The organism is Pedobacter sp. 22226, from assembly GCF_052045455.1.
GTDB classification, from domain to species: domain Bacteria; phylum Bacteroidota; class Bacteroidia; order Sphingobacteriales; family Sphingobacteriaceae; genus Pedobacter; species Pedobacter jeongneungensis.
In genome coordinates this window covers 87,021-103,844 of record NZ_JBQEPB010000005.1, presented here as the reverse complement: position 1 = coordinate 103,844, position 16,824 = coordinate 87,021, and the positions used below count along the sequence as shown (strand labels likewise).

Below are 16,824 nucleotides of genomic sequence, written 5' to 3'. Positions count from 1 at the left end.
GTGCTGTTCTCCTAAATATTAATAAACGTGACACAATACCTCACCACCAATGTTTAATTTGGCTGCTTCTTTATCGGTCATTACACCTTTAGAAGTAGATAAGATTGCGATACCTAAACCGTTTAATACTCTTGGCATATTTTCAACACCAGCATAGTTTCTCAAACCTGGTTTACTTACTCGCACTAAAGTACGAATAGCAGGAACTTTAGTAATCGGATTGTATTTCAAAGCGATTTTAATGATGCCTTGAACTGTAGTATCTTCAAACTTGTAGTTCGCGATGTAACCTTTGTCGAAAAGAACTTTAGTAATTTCTTTTTTAAGGTTTGATGCAGGAATTTCTACAACACGGTGGTTGGCCTTAATGGCATTCCTTACTCTTGTTAAATAATCTGCTATTGGATCTGTATTCATTTTTTATTGTTTTTGATAGTGGTTTCCTTCTGCTACCCAGCTGTGGGACCTGCTACCGGTTAAAATTCTTTTAAAAGCAAAAAGACTAAAGCACAAAGACTAAAGCGACATGCATCGCTTTAGACTTTGAGCTTTCAGCTTTAAGCTATATTACCAAGATGCTTTTTTAACACCTGGTATTTTACCGTCTAATGCCATCTGGCGGAATGTTACCCTTGAAATACCAAAGGTACGCATATATCCACGAGGACGACCAGTTAATTTACAACGGTTGTGTAAACGTACCGGAGATGAGTTTTTAGGTAATTTATCTAAACCCTCGAAATCTCCTGCAGCTTTTAATACTGCACGTTTTTCAGCGTATCTAGCTACCAATTTTTGGCGCTTAACTTCGCGTGCTTTTACACCTTCTTTTGCCATTATTCTGCTGTTTTTTGATTTTTAAATGGTAATCCGAATTGTTTCAATAACTCAAGAGCCTCAACGTCAGATTTTGCCGAAGTTACGAAAGTTATATCCATCCCTAAAATTTTATTGATTTTATCTATATTAATCTCAGGAAAGATGATTTGTTCAGTAACGCCTAATGTATAGTTACCTTTTCCATCAAAACCTTTATCGTTAATACCTTTGAAATCGCGGATACGTGGCAAAGCTACAGAGATCAAACGATCTAAGAACTCATACATGTTGTTATCGCGTAAAGTAACGCGTACGCCTACCGGCATACCTTTACGTAATTTAAAGTTAGAGATATCTTTCTTAGAGTTAGCCGGAACCGCTTGCTGACCAGTAATGGTAGTCAGCTCAACGATAGTGGTATCCATAATCTTTTTATCTGTAACAGAAAAACGACCAACACCCTGATTGATACAGATTTTTTCCAATTTAGGAACCTGCATTACAGTTTTGTACTGAAATTTCTCTTTTAGTGCATTTACAACTTCTTGTTTGTATTTGCTTTTTAATCTTGGTGTAGCCATTATTTAATCTCCTCTCCTGAAATTTTAGCAACTCTAACTAATTTACCATCTGCGTTAAGTTTACGACCAACGCGGGTAGTTTTACCAGATTTTGGATCAACCAACATCAAGTTAGAAATGTGAAGAGCAGCTTCTTTTTTAATAATACCACCGTTAGGATTAGCAGCATTTGGTTTAGTATGTTTAGATACTAAGTTAACGCCTTCTACAATGGCTCTGTTTTTATCTATTTGTACTGAAAGTACTTTTCCTTGTTGACCTTTTGAATCGCCAGCAATTACTTTAACTAAATCTCCAGTGCGGATTTTAAGTTTTGATGGTGTATTTACTTTGTTTCCCATTTTATAATACCTCCGGTGCTAATGATACAATTTTCATGAATTGTTTTTCACGTAGTTCTCTCGCAACCGGGCCAAAGATACGTGTACCTCTTGGCTCATCCTGTGCGTTCAATAATACAGCTGCATTATCGTCAAAACGGATATAAGAACCATCTTTACGACGAATTTCTTTTTTAGTTCTTACAACAACTGCTTTAGAAACTGTACCTTTTTTAATGTTACCAGAAGGTAACGCGCTTTTTACGGTAACAACTACTTTATCACCAATTGAAGCATAACGTTTGCCGGTTCCACCTAGCACGCGAATTACCAATACTTCTTTTGCGCCGCTGTTATCAGCAACGTTTAATCTCGATTCCTGTTGTACCATCTTATTTAGCTCTTTCTAAAATTTGTACCAATCTCCAGTTCTTGTTTTTACTCAAAGGACGAGTTTCCATAATCAATACGGTATCACCGATACCGCATTCGTTTTTCTCGTCGTGAGCCATAAATTTGGTAGTTTTCTTTACGAACTTACCATAAATCGGGTGTTTTACTTTACGCTCAACGCTCACTACAACAGATTTATCCATCTTGTTGCTTACCACTAACCCCGTTCTTGTTTTTCTTAATTGTCTTTCCATGACTCTCGAATTATTTAGTTTCAGTAGCTGACTCAGTGTTTTTCACTTTAGTCAACTCAGTGTTTAAACGGGCTATGTCTTTCCTTACTTTTGCAATGCGCGAAGGATTTTCGATAGCTGAAATAGTGTGTGCGAACTTTAATTTTGACAAGTTCTCTTTTTCTTCCGCAATCTTAGCTACTAATTCTTCTTTTGAAAGCCCTGTGATTTCTGAATTTTTCATTTTTATTTTTCTTTTACGTTGAGTGTAGCGGTTATAATAAACAAGTATTTACAACATTCATCTCAACACCTTTACTATGCTTCTACGTAATCTCTACGTACTACGAATTTGGTTTGGATTGGTAATTTTTGTGCGGCTAAACGTAATGCTTCTTTAGCAACTTCTAAAGGCACACCTTCAGCTTCGAAAATTACACGTCCAGGTCTTACAACTGCTACCCAATATTCAGGAGCACCTTTACCTTTACCCATACGTACCTCAGCAGGTTTTTTAGTTACTGGTTTGTCCGGGAATATCCTGATCCATACTTGCCCTTCACGTTTCATGAAACGAGTTACGGCAATACGGGCAGCCTCTATCTGACGACTTGTGATCCAAGTAGCTTCTAGAGATTTGATACCGAAAGATCCGAATGCTAATTCAGCTCCACGAGAAGCTAAACCCTTCATTCTGCCTTTTTGCATCTTCCTGAACTTCGTTCTTTTTGGCTGTAACATTTTATTTTGTTCTAATCGTTAAACGATGTTAATAAATCAATTATTTACGAGGACCTCTGTTAGCGCCTGCGCCACCACCTCTGTTTGGACCACCCTGACCCGGACCACGACCGCCCTGGTTTCCACCACGTCTGTCGTTACCACCGCCACGGTTATCTCTTCCACCACCTCTGTTATCTCTTCCGCCGAAAGCTGGTTTATCTGATGCGCCTTTTGGACCGTTGTTTGTTGCACCAATGTTTGGAGACAAATCACGTTTTCCATAAACCTCACCTTTACAGATCCACACTTTAACACCTATTTTACCATAAGTAGTTAAGGCTTCAGCTAAAGCATAATCAATATCAGCACGGAATGTATGCAAAGGCACTCTTCCTTCTTTGTACTGCTCGGTACGTGCCATCTCAGCACCACCTAAACGACCAGAAGTCATGATTTTGATACCTTCAGCACCCATACGCATGGTTGATGCGATAGAAGATTTCATTGCTCTACGGAATGAGATCCTTGCTTCTAATTGTTTTGCAACACCTTCTGCAACTAACTGTGCATCAAGTTCAGGGCGTTTAATTTCGAAGATGTTAATCTGAATTTCCTTTTTAGTCAATTTCTTTAACTCTTCTTTGATTTTATCAACCTCAGCTCCTGCTTTACCGATTACGATACCTGGACGGGCTGTGTGGATAGTTACAGTGATACGTTTTAACGTACGTTCGATAACTACTTTTGCAACACCACCTTTAGCGATACGGGCAGAAAGGTATTTTCTTATTTTCTCATCTTCAACTAATTTATCGGAGTAGTTGTTGCCACCGAACCAGTTAGAATCCCATCCTTTGATAATTCCTAACCTGGCACCTATTGGATTTGCTTTTTGTCCCATTTCCTAATTAGTTTTGAGTTGTTTCTGTGTTTTTACTATCTACAATCAGCGTTACGTGGTTAGAACGTTTACGAATTCTATATCCACGGCCTTGAGGAGCCGGACGTAAGCGTTTTAACTGACGGCCTCCATCAACCATAATTGTTTTAACAAAAAGTTGACTTTCTTCAGGGCGGGCACCATCATTTTTAGCTTCCCAGTTTTTGATAGCAGATAATAATAATTTTTCAACTCTTATTGCTGCTTCTTTATTGGTAAACTTTAAAATGCTTAATGCTTTTTCTACACGTTCACCTCTGATAAGATCTACAACCAAACGCATCTTACGTGGTGAGGTTGGACAATTGTTTAATTTTGCTATTGCTTCCATTGTCTAATTATTTTTTCTTTTCAGCGTGTCCTCTGAATGTTCTGGTTGGAGCAAATTCTCCCAACTTGTGACCAACCATGTTTTCTGTTACGTACACAGGGATAAATTTATTTCCGTTGTGTACTGCAAATGTATGATTCACGAAATCTGGTGATATCATTGATCTGCGAGACCAAGTTTTGATTACAGACTTTTTGCCTGAATCATTCATAGAGTTTACTTTTTTCTCTACGTTATGGTCAATATAAGGTCCTTTTTTTATCGAACGAGCCATTATTTCTTCCTTCTCTCTATGATGTAACGATTAGAATATTTTTTAAGTTCTCTGGTTTTGTAGCCTTTAGCTAACACACCGTTTCTTGAACGTGGGTGACCACCTGATGATCTACCTTCACCACCACCCATTGGGTGATCGACAGGGTTCATCGCTACCGGTCTTGTTCTCGGACGACGGCCTAACCAACGTTTACGACCAGCTTTACCTAATACTTCGTTTGCGTGATCTGAGTTAGATACAGCACCGATAGTAGCAAGACAAGAAGTCAGGATTAAACGGGTTTCGCCTGAAGGCATTTTTAAAGTAGCATATTTACCATCGCGGGCAGCTAATTGTGCGTAAGCACCTGCACTACGAGCTAATTGTGCTCCTTTTCCAGGGTGGATCTCCACGTTGTGGATGATAGAACCTAATGGAATCTTCGATAAAGTTAAAGTGTTACCTACTTCAGGTGCTGCTTTATCGCCCGATAATAATACCGAACCAACTTGCAATCCTTCTGGAGCAATAATATAACGCTTCTCGCCATCTGCATAGTGTAATAATGCGATGCGGGCAGTACGGTTTGGATCGTATTCAACAGTAGCTACTGTTGCAGGAATATCGAATTTATCGCGTTTGAAATCGATTAAACGATATGATTTTTTGTGACCACCGCCCATGTAGCGCATAGTCATTTTACCTGTATTGTTACGTCCACCAGACTTTTTTGATGATACAACCAATGATTTTTCGGGCTTGGTTGCTGTAATCTCCGCAAAACTAGCACCAACTCTGAAGCGGGTACCTGGAGTAACTGGTTTAAATTTTCTTAAGCCCATAGTTATAATGAATTATTAAATTAAAGGGTTGCGTAATAATCTATTGTTTCGCCGTCTTTTAACGTTACGATTGCTTTTTTGTATTTAGGGCTACGGCCTGATACAAAACCTGCTTTAGTGTAACGTGATTTAGCTTTTCCATCAACAACCATTGTGTTAACTGCAACGATGGTTACACCGTACAATTTCTCAATAGCAGCTTTGATCTGGATTTTATTAGCCTTGTGGCTAACGCTAAAAGTGAAACGGTTAGATTTCTCAGTTAAAGCTGAAGCTTTTTCGGTTAATATTGGTTTTTTTAAAATTTCCATATTATTTGGCAAATGCCTCCTCCAAAGTTTTAACAGAATCAGCAGTTAACACAAGTACACCAGCGTTTAATACATCATAAGTATTTAAATCTGCTGCCGAGATTACTTTAGTTTTCTGAACGTTTCTGCTTGATAAATAGATATTATTATTTTGCGCAGGTAAAACCAATAAAGTTTTTTGAGTACCTACGTTTAACGCAGCCAATAAACTTGTATAGTTTTTAGTTTTAGCTGTATCGAAGTTGAAATCTTCTAAAACTACCACGTTGTTATCTTTTGCTTTATAAGCTAAAGCTGATTTACGTGCTAATGATTTTAATTTCTTGTTCAATTTAAAGCTATAATCACGTGGCTGAGGACCAAAAACACGACCACCACCATTGAATAACGGAGATTTAATGCTTCCGGCACGTGCACCACCTGTACCTTTTTGTTTGTATAGTTTACGGGTAGAACCTGCAATCTCATTACGTTGTTTAGATTTGTGAGTACCCTGACGTTGGTTAGCCAAATACTGTTTTACATCTAAATAAATCGCGTGGTCGTTAGGCTCGATACCAAATACCGATTCAGGAAGTTGCACCTTGGCACCTGTTTCTTTACCTGAAATGTTTAATACTTTAACTTCCATCTGATTACTTGTCTAAGATTACGTAAGAACCTTTAGCTCCTGGAATGGAACCACTAACTACTAATAAGTTTTGATCAGCATAAACTTTCAAAACCTGTAAGTTCTGAATTTTTACCCTGTCTCCACCTGTTCTTCCTGCCATGCGCATTCCTTTGAATACACGTGAAGGGAAAGATGACGCTCCCAATGAACCTGGGGCACGTAAACGGTTATGCTGACCGTGAGTCTGCATACCAACACCGGCGAATCCGTGGCGTTTTACAACACCTTGAAAACCTTTACCTTTTGAGGTACCTACAACATCAACAAAATCGCCTTCTGCGAATGAATCAACAGTTACAACATCACCTAAATTAAGTGCAGTTGTAAATGAATCAAATTCTACCAGCTTGCGTTTCGGAGTTGTGTTTGCTTTCGCGAAATGGCCTTTCAATGGTTGAGTTGTGTTTTTCTCTTTTTTCTCATCGTAACCCAACTGGATTGATGAATAACCATCTACTTCTTCGGTTTTTACCTGTGTAACTACACAAGGTCCAGCCTCGATTACCGTACAAGGAATGTTTCTTCCTTCGGCATCAAAGATACTGGTCATTCCTACTTTTTTTCCAATAATTCCTGACATTTTATCTTTTAATTTTAACACCCATCGAAGCAGTAGGGCTTCGTTCAAGGTGGTTGTACATCCCCCGAAAGGGACGGCAAAGATAGGCAAGAAATATTAATTTTCAAATAGTTAGCCAAATATTTTTTCAAATAAATTGCTGATATGATGGGATTTAACTTAAAAAGAGATGTTAATGTGCTAAACCACCATTTAAACTGATGGTTATGATGGTTAAAATGATGATCCCAATGAGTACATAAAGGTAATCGCGCTCTATTAAAAAGCTGAAAATAGCGAAAACAATGCGTGCAATCGGGGTAAAAATGAGCATCAGGATACCAAATTGAACAATGGCATCACCTTTAAAAGTTAATACACCTTTAAATATAGCAGCTATGGAAGAAAACTTGTTAAGTTCGGGTTTAAAAACCTTATAATCGATAACGGCACCCTGATGGTGAACCAAAAAAATTGCCCCGCCAATTAATACGATACCCATCGAAATGATAACACCGGCACGCAAAAGCGTACCCAGAATTAACTGGATATCTTTATCATTGATATTTTCTTTACCTGCCTTATCCATTATAATCCGCTTATTCCTTTATAAATCATCTGCAAGGCCAGAAATACCACCACTACAGCAAATACCATTTTTAGTTTATCGGTTTTGGTACGCAATAAAACTTTTGAGCCTAAAGAAGCGCCTGTTAAAACACCAATACAAACCGGCATGGCAATACCAGGGTCAATCTGCCCGCGGTGTAAATAAACTACCGCACTTGCTGCAGCGGTAACCCCCATCATAAAATTGCTGGTGGTGGTTGATACCTTAAATGGCAAACGCATAATGTTATCCATCGCAATTACTTTTAAGGCTCCGCTGCCAATACCTAACAGTCCGGATAATGTCCCGGCAAATAACATCATTAAAAACCCTCCCGGAACATGTTTTACAGCATAAGCGTGATCTGTACCTTTATCAGGAAAAGATCCGTTTAGTTTAAAAAATCTGGCCCATTTATCGGTATCGTCTAAAGTGGTGTGGTCTACCTTTTTCTTTAAGGTCATGATGGCCGAAAAAATCAGGATGCAGCCAAAAAGAATGGCAATGTAATTTGCATTAAGATATACCGCTACTATGGCACCGCAAACCGCCCCTATGGTGGTCGCGATTTCTAAAAACATCCCGATGCGGATATTGGTAATGCCTTCTTTTACATAGGCAGCTGCCGAACCTGAAGAGGTAGCAATAACCGAAACAATAGATGCACCGATGGCGTAATGAATATCTACCCCCAAAGCCAGAGTAAGCAATGGGATGATAATTACCCCACCACCTAAACCGGTTAGCGAACCCAATAATCCGGCTAAGAAAGCACCTAATAAAACGATAATGGTAAACAGCAATACCGACATGCGGGCAAATATAATGCACTGTTTTTGGGGAAACGAAGGATTAAAGGAATAAAATAAAGTCTATATGTTATATGGATGATGTAAGATGGGAGGTGGAAAACGGATGATCTGAAGGGATAATGTAACAGGTGAGATGGAAAATGGTCGACTGAATACCAACCATCGTCCATCCTACATTTTCCCTCATCCATTTTCCATTTTCCATCATTTACCCAGTCTCTTAATCATTTCTGCACTTAAATCCCTGCCATCGTTTAAACGATTGGCAAAAAATGATTTCGCCGCTTCAAAATGCTCTTTGTAACCTTTTAAATCGCCGTATCCGATAATCGAAGCCCATTCGTGCACGGCAGTATGAAACTCTAAATCGTCGCCACGGATAGATTTATCATATAAAGCGGTGCTGATCGATTCTTCTAACATCGCTTCATTTTTGAAAAGATACTCGGCAATACCCAACCTTAATTTAAAAGGTGGTGTTTGGCAGATCAGGTTATCGTATGGGTTTACGCCCATTTTATACCAGGCATAAACCATGCTCAGCAAACTTAAATGCGAGTTAGGCTTTTGTTTATGGCTGGCATCCGACAGGCTGAATTCTTTCATGATGTTATCGTCCAGCAGCAAAAGCGAACGGCTCTCGTGAAAAACAAAATCGCGGGCAGCATAAATTTTTTCTCTAAACTCAGTCTCGTTTTCGCAGATCATCAGTTTAAACAGTTCTGATTCTGCCTGTGCATAATACTTTACCTGTTTTTGTGCATAAGGATTTAAAATGGCCAAACCGGCATAGATGTGCGATTTATAGCTAAAAATCCTGAGCGTAGTTAAAATTTTAACATTATCGATTCCCCCTGCGTATGCCGGATTGTCCCATGGAAAGAAACCTGCATTTTTCCAGGCCGATCCCATGCTTTCGAAACCCATGTGCGTAACCGCCTGTGTATCGGCCACAATACGATCATGTTCCCGGTAATCGTCCATTTCAATAATGTTCGATTTTAAAGATTTATAAATTTCCAGGGCCTGTGCATAAATAGCATCAGTTGCACGGTGGCGCACCACCACCAGCGTTTGCCCTTCCGGACTAAAAGCAGGCCCATGCAAGGAGTGGCAGGTTACAATCTGGGTATCCTCAGGAAGGTGTTTTTCAAAAGCAGCGATTTCAGGGTGTTTAACAGAGGTTTGTCCTGCTACTATGGCACCATATTTTGTAGATCGGGCAAAAACAGCTACCACCTCATCAATTTTTTCGGCTTCAACGCAATAGATAATAAAGTCTGATTTACGCGCAACCTCATGGCCATCAATCAAAACTTCGATTCCCTTTGGTTCCAGTTCGTTTTTTAAATCAGCAAAACGCAAAGGCATATCTGCCCCACATACCTTATAACCAGCATTTACAAACGACAGGGCATACAATTTGCCCATATCGCCTAAACCAATAATTCCTATTTGCATGCAACAAATGTAACCTATCGTAAATTATTTTATAATAAAACTTAGATAAAATTGTTATTTAGAGGTTAAACCAAAGGCAATTTTATTTATTTTAATAAAAGCTTAATTAAAATATATTAAGCAGGAAATGGATAAAAATGTAGTTTTACAATCTAACACCTATATTAAACTATGCAGAAAATTAAACACACCCTATTGTTTTTAGCCGCTTTGCTATTTGTAAATTTCGCATTTGCACAAACAAAACAAGACACCACAAAGAATACTGATCCATCTTTAAACGGGCAGTATAACTTCATGTTATCGAAATCTAAAAGCTTGTATGGCGCAAGACTGATCAACCCAACCCGGTTATCGGCCTTATGGAAAAGTGTTACAGATACATTGAAAAAAGAACGCAAACAACTGCAGGAAGCACGCCAGGAGATTAAAGCGCAGGCAGGCAATATTTCGAGCTTAAAGGGCGAAGTATCCGGTAAAGAAAGCTCTTTGGCCAATGCCACTGCCGCAGTTAACGATATTAAATTTTTAGGAATTTCTTTCGATAAGGGCACCTACAATACCATTGTTTGGGCCATTATTATTGTATTGGCAATAGGGCTTGCCTTTGTGATTTTTCAATCGGGCAAATTAAGGCATGAGGCAAAATACAGGACTGAACTTTACCAGGAAGTGGCTGATGAGTTTCAGGCACACAAGGTAAAAGCAAAAGATAAAGAAATGAAACTGGCCCGTGAGCTTCAGGATGAGCGGAATAAATGGGACGAAGGCCGGGGGAGATAGGCAAAGCTTAATGATTGCATTTTGAATGATTGAATTTTGAATGACTGAATGATTGAATTTTGAATGATTGAATGATTGAATGACTGAATGATTTAGCGTTATTTGGTCATTCAAAATTCAATCATTTTCTCATTCCAAAGCAAGGGCCAAAGGTAATTTGCCAAAGGCTTTTAAAATACTTATTATTTTAGTTGTAAAGCAGGGCTTGTGGTGCTTCTGTTCTGCTAGCCCCGCCATTCGCTATAGTCCCGATGAAACCTGTGAACAAGCAAGCACACCTTAAAAAACAAAAAAAAATGCTTAAATCGGGAGCTGCCGCTGCTGTCGGGTTTATTACACCCAAAGCAGCACCATTTGGCCACCTAAATCCGATCAAAACAGGAGCGGAACTTTTTTACTAAAAGTTACTGCGAAATTTCCCAAAATAATTTTATCAAACGAGTTGTCAACTTTCTGGCAAAATGGCTATTGAAAATTGACAATTCGATTTACTCAAAGAGAAATTGCCTTCTTAATGCTTAATACTGTATTTCAAGCCCAGCTCGAACTCCCCGTTACTATAATTCAGCATTTTTGAAGTATTGGTGGTGTATTGGAACAGCAGTGAAAACTGGTTTTTATAATTGGTGCCAAAGCCGCCTGTAAAACTGTTTGTACTGTGATATATGCCATTGAGCATTAGTTTATTATCTAAAATCTGCAGATTTACTCCTGCATCGAAAATACCATCATAATTTTGCACGCCTCTGTACACCAGTTTTGGCTCTATACTATTAATCAGTTTATCTGTTGTAAATTTATAACCTGCGGCAATAAAATAGGTAGAACGGTCAACCACATTCCTCAGCACATCTCTTTTAAAAAAACGTTTAAGATTAGGGAGGGCTGCTTGCAGCGTTAGCTTCTCCGTACGGTAAGCGGCACCAAAATCGCCATCTAAATAGAGTTTCCGATCGTTAAAGCTATTCAGCACATCATCATCCAAATCGCCTTTTACTTTATTAAAATCTACTGATTCGTTCATAATTCCGGCAGATAAACCAAAATCCAGAAAGTTAGTCCCGCCATTTAATGGTAAATGATAGGCGTAGGTTACGGTTGCCCTTGTGCGATTAATGGCACCTGCAGTTTCATTATAAAAAAGCAAACCTAAACCAACCTTATTGCTGGCTAAACCATAATCGCCGGTAAGGTACTGGATTTTTGGAGCCCCCTCTACCCCTGCCCACTGCGTTTTAAAGGCTGCATTCAGGTTTAGTCCTCTATCTAATCCTGCCATTGCCGGATTGGCCAAAAACTGGTTCTGGTAATAAATACTCCCCATGGGGTTCAGCTGGGCTAATGCTGGCGTAATCAATAAAAACAACAGCGCCACGATATAATATCTCATTTCTCTCCCTGTTATTTTTTATATAAAATTGATATAAAACCCTTAACAGATCCATCGGTGCCCAGATCGAGCATGTAATAGTAAGTATCTTCCATTAATGGTTTTCCGTTGAAATAACCATCCCAGTTGTTCTGGTAATTTATGGCAGAATAGATCAGTCTTCCTCCCCTATCAAAAATGGTGAGTTTGTTATCCGGATATTTTTCTAAACCTTTAACTACAAAAAAATCGTTTTTACCATCGCCGTTGGGGGTAAGGATATTGTTTATAACCGCAACATCTGCTGTGGTTTGTATAATCAGGAAGGGCTGTAAAAAACCCTGGGTTAATGTGGTACTGCTGGCCTGAAAAGTTTGGATTACTGCCATTTCCCCTATACTGAAATCGTACAGCTGATTATTGATTTTACCATAGGCACTGGCCGAATTAAATATATAGGGTACATTCTGCGCTTTTAGCGTGTTTCCGAAAAACATCAGCAACAAGAATATAAACGGATAGTATATTTTTCTCATCGCATTTAGTTTAAAGAGATCCATGCAGCACCATCACTTTGAATGGTAAAGGTTTTATTTCCTGTAATGGTGGTTAAACTCGAATCATCGTTTAATAGCACCGGATTATTCAGGGTTACATCACCAGATGATAAGGCTTTAATAATCACATAAACCCTCCCTTTACAAGTACTGGCTGCCGGAAGGTTAAGTGTTACACTTGCGCCGGCATTTTTAATCCTAACGGTATAATGACTGGCATCAAGTGTTAAAGTGCCTGCAGCAGTAAAAGTTAAAATACTGGCAGAAACGGAACCGTTTATATTTAAGGTACTGGCATTTGCCGGTGCATAAGCGGTAGCAGTTGCTGCAGCTGTTCCGTTAAGTGTTAACGAACCGCCGTTTGTAGTAAAATTACCTGCTATTAAAGGATAAATAGTGTTGTTATTGGCTACAACCAGCGTATTATTTGCATTTGTGCTGTTGCTGCCTGCATTGCTTCCAATAAAAATGTTGCCTGCCCCGTTATTTTTTGATCCTGCATTATAACCTATTGCCGTATTATTATCGCCGTTGCTCGCTTCGAGTGCCAAACTACCTACTGCCGTATTGGCAACGCCCGTTCCGTTGGCCATTAAAGTATGTGTACCTAACGCGGTATTGTTAGAGCCAACCGTATTGGCCGATAATGCCTGCGAGCCAAAACCACTGTTATTGATACCGCTAAAACTGCGTTGCAATACCTGATAGCCAAATGCACTGCTCTCATAACCTGAGATATTTACCGATAAAGCTTCCCTTCCGAATGCACTGTTGTAGAAGCCTGAAACGTTTGCGGTTAGTGTTTTATAGCCATAAGAAATATTGGTTTCTGCAGAATTGCCTAAGCGCCCCGATTTTAATCCGTTAACCAAAAAATTGATGGCTACATCATCGGTATTGCCCAGAAAATTGTTATTCTGATCTATATTTCCGGTATTCCCCCTCAATGCCCATGCATTCGCATTGGCAAATAATGTTCTGCTGATTAGTTCTGGCTTTCCGGTTGTGGCATTGGTAATGTACACCTTATTTGCATCGCTCACGCCGCTGGTTGTTAATTTAGCAAGGGTAACCGAGGCATCAGCCAATTTTGGTGTAGTTACCGAGCCATCTGCAAGCTGAAGCGTATTTACTGCAGCATCGTCGATATTTATGTTCTTAACTTCTTTGTTTCCGATTTTAATTGAGGTTACTGCCGCATCGGCCAGTTTTGGTGTGGTTACCGAGCCATCTGCAAGCTGAAGTGTATTCACAGCCGCATCGTCAATATTGATATTTTTAATTTCTTTATTCCCAATTTTGATTGAAGTTACTGCTCCGTCAGCCAGTTTTGGCGTAGTTACCGAGCCATCAACAAGTTGAAGCGTATTTACAGCAGAATCGGCTATGTTCACATTTTTAACTTCTTTATTTCCGATTTTTACTGAGGTTACTGCTCCATAAGCCAGTTTTGGCGTAGTTACCGAGCCATCAGCTAATTGAAGCGTATTTACTGCAGCATCATCTATATTTATATTCTTAACTTCTTTGCTTCCGATTTTTACCGACGTAACTGCCGCATTTGCCAGTTTGGGTGTGGTTACAGCGCCATCGGCAAGTTTAATGGTACTTACGGCTCCTGCATTAATATCAATTACCACATCTTTTAACAATGCGGTGGTACCATTGGCACTGATGCTTAAATCGGTTGAAGTTAGAGCTTTGGCACCTGACAACTGGCTAACATCCAATGTTACCGGTTTCCACGCCGTTCCATCAAATAAAAGCACCTGGTTATTGGCTGGTGCCGTTGCACTTAATGTTTTTCCCTGAAGATTAGCTATAGTTGGGGTTGGATAATTTCCGGTTAAATCGCCTCCGGCAGTTCCGGTAGATGGACCAACGGGTCCGATATCCCCTTTGTCTCCCTTATCGCCTTTTACCCCTGGTATTCCCTGCAAACCTTGTAATCCGGTAGCACCCGTTGCACCGGTATCTCCTTTTACCCCTTGCGGACCTGTAGCTCCAACTGCGCCCTGTGCACCAGTAGCCCCTGTTAAACCAATTGGCCCCTGGGCACCAGTTGCTCCGGCAATACCCTGCGGGCCTTGCGGACCAACAGCACCAGCCACACCTTGTGCACCTGCCGGGCCTGTAGCGCCAGGATCGCCCTTTGGTCCGATTGGTCCGTTGGCGGCATACAATGCATAAGGAACACTTAACAATTGTGCCGTTCCGGCCAGCGTAAAGTTGCTACCGTTATCAGGATCGATTTCTACTTTTACGAATTTTAATCCACTTGCCCAGGTAACCCCTCCAATTGTACCGGTTACAGAATTTGCCCCCGTTGATCCGATTGCGACTGCATAAAGACCTAAAGTATTGGTTACGACGTTTCTCACTTCCGAATATTGCGTAGTACCCGTTGCTGATGCATCCAGAATACTGATTCGTAGAGATATACTTTTATTTGCCAGCGGAGTACCATTGGCATTTCTGGCTGCTCCTTGATAGTTAAATTGCTGTGGAGCCTGTGCTTTAACAGCCATTGCCAAGCCCATACTCAGCATTGCGATCAGTAAAAATTTTTTCATGAATAGGGATGAGATCTTAAGTGCCTGGCTGCAAAAAATAAGAAGCCGAACGACCAAATCTAATAATTAGTATAAGTAGAGTGCCCCGCTTTACACGAAAGACTCAGATGAAATACACAAAATACTGAAAATCAGATTTATATATAAAAATTTTATTCATAATTTTACACGAACACTCCGTTTAGAAGCTTGTAAAATGATTTTAGCTAATAAAAGAAGGACAAAAAACCCATAGCCGTTTTAAAACGGTTATGTTTCTGAAGGGAAAGATATTCCTTTAATATTCCGGTATAAATCTACCGCGTAGAGGTCTGTCATTCCCGAAACAAAATCTAATACACTCTGTGTAATGGAATAAATATCGGTTAAATCGGTATGGTACTGTTTTGGGATCAGCTTTACCAGTTTTTTATAATAATGCGTATTGTTATGGATTAATGCAGGTACAAATTCTTCTAATAAACCTGCCATTATTTTATAACCAGCCACTTCTTTTTGTATTACCGAAGAAAAGTTGTAAATGCGTTCTACTGAAATTTTTTCGACGGCTTTCCAGGCCGAAATGTAGGGTTCAGGCAGTAAATCGGTTAAACTTTGATTTAACTTGCCTTTTAACAATTCTACCTGCTTTTCGAAAAAGATAGCTGCGCACTGGTTGGTCAGGGTATTAATGGCTTTTGCCCTTAATAGCCCGATTTTGGCATCATCATCTTCATAATCGTTTTTTAAACGCTCCTCGATTGTGGCAGAGTTGGCAAATGGCAGGAGGTAATTTTTTACTTCTTCGTACGACAGGATCTTTAAGCGGTGTGCATCTTCCAGATCGATTATGCTATAACAAATATCGTCTGCGGCTTCAACCAGGTACACCAAAGGATGACGTTTATAAATCAGGTATTCGCTTTCTTCCTGTTCTAAATGAAGTTCGGTAGCAATTTTTTTAAACGTTTCTTCTTCCGACTGGAAGAAACCATATTTTTTGCGGTGCAAAAAGCCCTTTTGTTTACCCGCAATGGATGCACAGGGGTATTTAGCTATCGAAGCCAGGGTTGAGTAGGTTAAAGCATAGGCATCATTGCCTTTTCCTTTTAACGGATGGGTAAGAATGCGGATGGCATTTGCATTTCCTTCGAAGTTGATTAAATCGTGCCATTGTGATTCATTCATGTCTTTTTGGTAAACACGGCCATCGCCATCGGTAAAATACCTCGAAATGGCTGCTTCACCCGAATGGCCAAAAGCAGGGTTACCCAAATCATGTGCCAATGCAGCAGCTGCAACAATGTTACCCACTTCGTTAATTAAAGGCACTTCCTTAATCAGTTCAGGGTTGTGCGTATTTACACTGTTAAGGAAAATGTTAGCCATGGAGCGGGCCACACTTGCCACTTCTAAACTATGGGTAAGACGGTTGTGCACAAAAACACTTCCCGGTAAAGGGAAAACCTGTGTTTTATTCTGCAATCTTCTAAACGGGGATGAAAAAATTAAGCGGTCGTAATCACGTTGAAAATCAGAACGTGCCCTATCGGTACTGGCACCATACTGTTCTTGTCCGTACCTTTTATTTGACAGTAAATATTTCCACTCCATGCGTTCGATTAATTTTGGGCGAAGTTAATGATTCAGGGGTACTAAATAAAAGATTCGCTTTTAAAACCTTTGCTTTTTTAAGGAT

The 16,824-nt window shown here is 39.7% G+C and carries 23 protein-coding genes; 1 reads left to right on the top strand and 22 read right to left on the bottom strand.

The features are described from left to right. Positions 1–18 precede the first annotated feature (18 nt). The 18 genes from rpsH to ACTJKC_RS12530 form a co-directional block, all read right to left on the bottom strand. Complete coding sequence (rpsH, locus tag ACTJKC_RS12615) at positions 19–417, bottom strand: 30S ribosomal protein S8 (protein ID WP_025145213.1); 399 nt, start codon at positions 415–417, stop codon at positions 19–21. Positions 418–567: 150 nt separating this feature from the next. Next, positions 568–837: a 30S ribosomal protein S14 gene (gene rpsN / locus ACTJKC_RS12610; RefSeq protein ID WP_025145214.1), complete on the bottom strand. Its 270-nt coding sequence runs from the start codon at positions 835–837 to the stop codon at positions 568–570. Then, positions 837–1,403, bottom strand: coding sequence for a 50S ribosomal protein L5 (gene rplE / locus ACTJKC_RS12605; protein WP_440792987.1), 567 nt, complete (start codon positions 1,401–1,403; stop codon positions 837–839). Before rplE ends, rpsN begins: the two co-directional genes overlap by 1 nt. Further along, on the bottom strand, positions 1,400–1,741 hold the full coding sequence (gene rplX, locus ACTJKC_RS12600) for a 50S ribosomal protein L24 (RefSeq protein ID WP_109929319.1): 342 nt from the start codon (positions 1,739–1,741) through the stop codon (positions 1,400–1,402). The genes rplE and rplX overlap by 4 nt, the downstream gene beginning before the upstream one ends. A 1-nt stretch (position 1,742) precedes the next feature. Beyond that, the gene (gene rplN, locus ACTJKC_RS12595; RefSeq protein WP_010599900.1) at positions 1,743–2,111 is read right to left on the bottom strand and encodes a 50S ribosomal protein L14; all 369 of its coding nucleotides are present in this window, start codon (positions 2,109–2,111) and stop codon (positions 1,743–1,745) included. Position 2,112: 1 nt separating this feature from the next. Beyond that, complete coding sequence (gene rpsQ / locus ACTJKC_RS12590) at positions 2,113–2,367, bottom strand: 30S ribosomal protein S17 (protein WP_010599901.1); 255 nt, start codon at positions 2,365–2,367, stop codon at positions 2,113–2,115. Positions 2,368–2,377: 10 nt separating this feature from the next. After that, positions 2,378–2,590 (bottom strand): 50S ribosomal protein L29, encoded by a 213-nt coding sequence (gene rpmC / locus ACTJKC_RS12585; RefSeq protein WP_025145217.1) that lies wholly within the window; start codon positions 2,588–2,590, stop codon positions 2,378–2,380. A gap of 74 nt (positions 2,591–2,664) precedes the next feature. Further along, entirely contained in the window at positions 2,665–3,087 is a 423-nt protein-coding gene (gene rplP / locus ACTJKC_RS12580; RefSeq protein ID WP_010599903.1) for a 50S ribosomal protein L16, read from the bottom strand. Between the two features lie 40 nt (positions 3,088–3,127). Further along, a complete protein-coding gene (rpsC, locus tag ACTJKC_RS12575) occupies positions 3,128–3,970 on the bottom strand; it encodes a 30S ribosomal protein S3 (protein WP_344852733.1) in 843 nt (280 codons plus the stop codon). A 7-nt stretch (positions 3,971–3,977) separates the two neighbouring features. Continuing rightward, positions 3,978–4,340: a 50S ribosomal protein L22 gene (rplV, locus tag ACTJKC_RS12570; protein WP_316827382.1), complete on the bottom strand. Its 363-nt coding sequence runs from the start codon at positions 4,338–4,340 to the stop codon at positions 3,978–3,980. 7 nt (positions 4,341–4,347) lie between these two features. Further along, complete coding sequence (rpsS, locus tag ACTJKC_RS12565; RefSeq protein ID WP_010599906.1) at positions 4,348–4,614, bottom strand: 30S ribosomal protein S19; 267 nt, start codon at positions 4,612–4,614, stop codon at positions 4,348–4,350. Further along, complete coding sequence (rplB, locus tag ACTJKC_RS12560; protein ID WP_025145220.1) at positions 4,614–5,438, bottom strand: 50S ribosomal protein L2; 825 nt, start codon at positions 5,436–5,438, stop codon at positions 4,614–4,616. Before rplB ends, rpsS begins: the two co-directional genes overlap by 1 nt. A 20-nt stretch (positions 5,439–5,458) precedes the next feature. Next, the gene (rplW, locus tag ACTJKC_RS12555) at positions 5,459–5,749 is read right to left on the bottom strand and encodes a 50S ribosomal protein L23 (protein WP_187591699.1); all 291 of its coding nucleotides are present in this window, start codon (positions 5,747–5,749) and stop codon (positions 5,459–5,461) included. A gap of 1 nt (position 5,750) precedes the next feature. Next, entirely contained in the window at positions 5,751–6,380 is a 630-nt protein-coding gene (gene rplD / locus ACTJKC_RS12550) for a 50S ribosomal protein L4 (protein WP_113951794.1), read from the bottom strand. A 4-nt stretch (positions 6,381–6,384) separates the two neighbouring features. Then, positions 6,385–7,002, bottom strand: coding sequence for a 50S ribosomal protein L3 (gene rplC, locus ACTJKC_RS12545; protein WP_344852732.1), 618 nt, complete (start codon positions 7,000–7,002; stop codon positions 6,385–6,387). A gap of 172 nt (positions 7,003–7,174) precedes the next feature. Beyond that, positions 7,175–7,570 carry a DUF1634 domain-containing protein gene (locus ACTJKC_RS12540; RefSeq protein ID WP_344852731.1) on the bottom strand — a complete coding sequence of 132 codons (396 nt, stop codon included), beginning with the start codon at positions 7,568–7,570 and terminating at the stop codon, positions 7,175–7,177. Further along, entirely contained in the window at positions 7,570–8,403 is an 834-nt protein-coding gene (locus ACTJKC_RS12535) for a sulfite exporter TauE/SafE family protein (protein ID WP_344852730.1), read from the bottom strand. Before ACTJKC_RS12535 ends, ACTJKC_RS12540 begins: the two co-directional genes overlap by 1 nt. A 204-nt stretch (positions 8,404–8,607) precedes the next feature. Continuing rightward, entirely contained in the window at positions 8,608–9,864 is a 1,257-nt protein-coding gene (locus tag ACTJKC_RS12530) for an NAD(P)-binding domain-containing protein (RefSeq protein ID WP_440792356.1), read from the bottom strand. 171 nt (positions 9,865–10,035) lie between these two features. Between ACTJKC_RS12530 and ACTJKC_RS12525 the strand changes: the two genes are divergently transcribed. After that, on the top strand, positions 10,036–10,647 hold the full coding sequence (locus ACTJKC_RS12525) for a hypothetical protein (RefSeq protein WP_440792354.1): 612 nt from the start codon (positions 10,036–10,038) through the stop codon (positions 10,645–10,647). 511 nt (positions 10,648–11,158) lie between these two features. On the opposite strand, the gene ACTJKC_RS12520 is transcribed toward ACTJKC_RS12525, so the two are convergent. From ACTJKC_RS12520 to dgt, 4 genes are all read right to left on the bottom strand, one after another. After that, on the bottom strand, positions 11,159–12,037 hold the full coding sequence (locus ACTJKC_RS12520) for a PorP/SprF family type IX secretion system membrane protein (RefSeq protein ID WP_440792352.1): 879 nt from the start codon (positions 12,035–12,037) through the stop codon (positions 11,159–11,161). A gap of 11 nt (positions 12,038–12,048) precedes the next feature. Next, positions 12,049–12,552, bottom strand: a complete 504-nt coding sequence (locus tag ACTJKC_RS12515) for a gliding motility-associated C-terminal domain-containing protein (protein WP_440792350.1) — start codon at positions 12,550–12,552, stop codon at positions 12,049–12,051. Positions 12,553–12,557: 5 nt separating this feature from the next. After that, the gene (locus ACTJKC_RS12510; protein ID WP_440792348.1) at positions 12,558–15,146 is read right to left on the bottom strand and encodes a hypothetical protein; all 2,589 of its coding nucleotides are present in this window, start codon (positions 15,144–15,146) and stop codon (positions 12,558–12,560) included. Positions 15,147–15,395: 249 nt separating this feature from the next. Then, complete coding sequence (gene dgt / locus ACTJKC_RS12505) at positions 15,396–16,739, bottom strand: dGTP triphosphohydrolase (RefSeq protein ID WP_440792346.1); 1,344 nt, start codon at positions 16,737–16,739, stop codon at positions 15,396–15,398. Between the last annotated feature and the right edge of the window lie 85 nt (positions 16,740–16,824).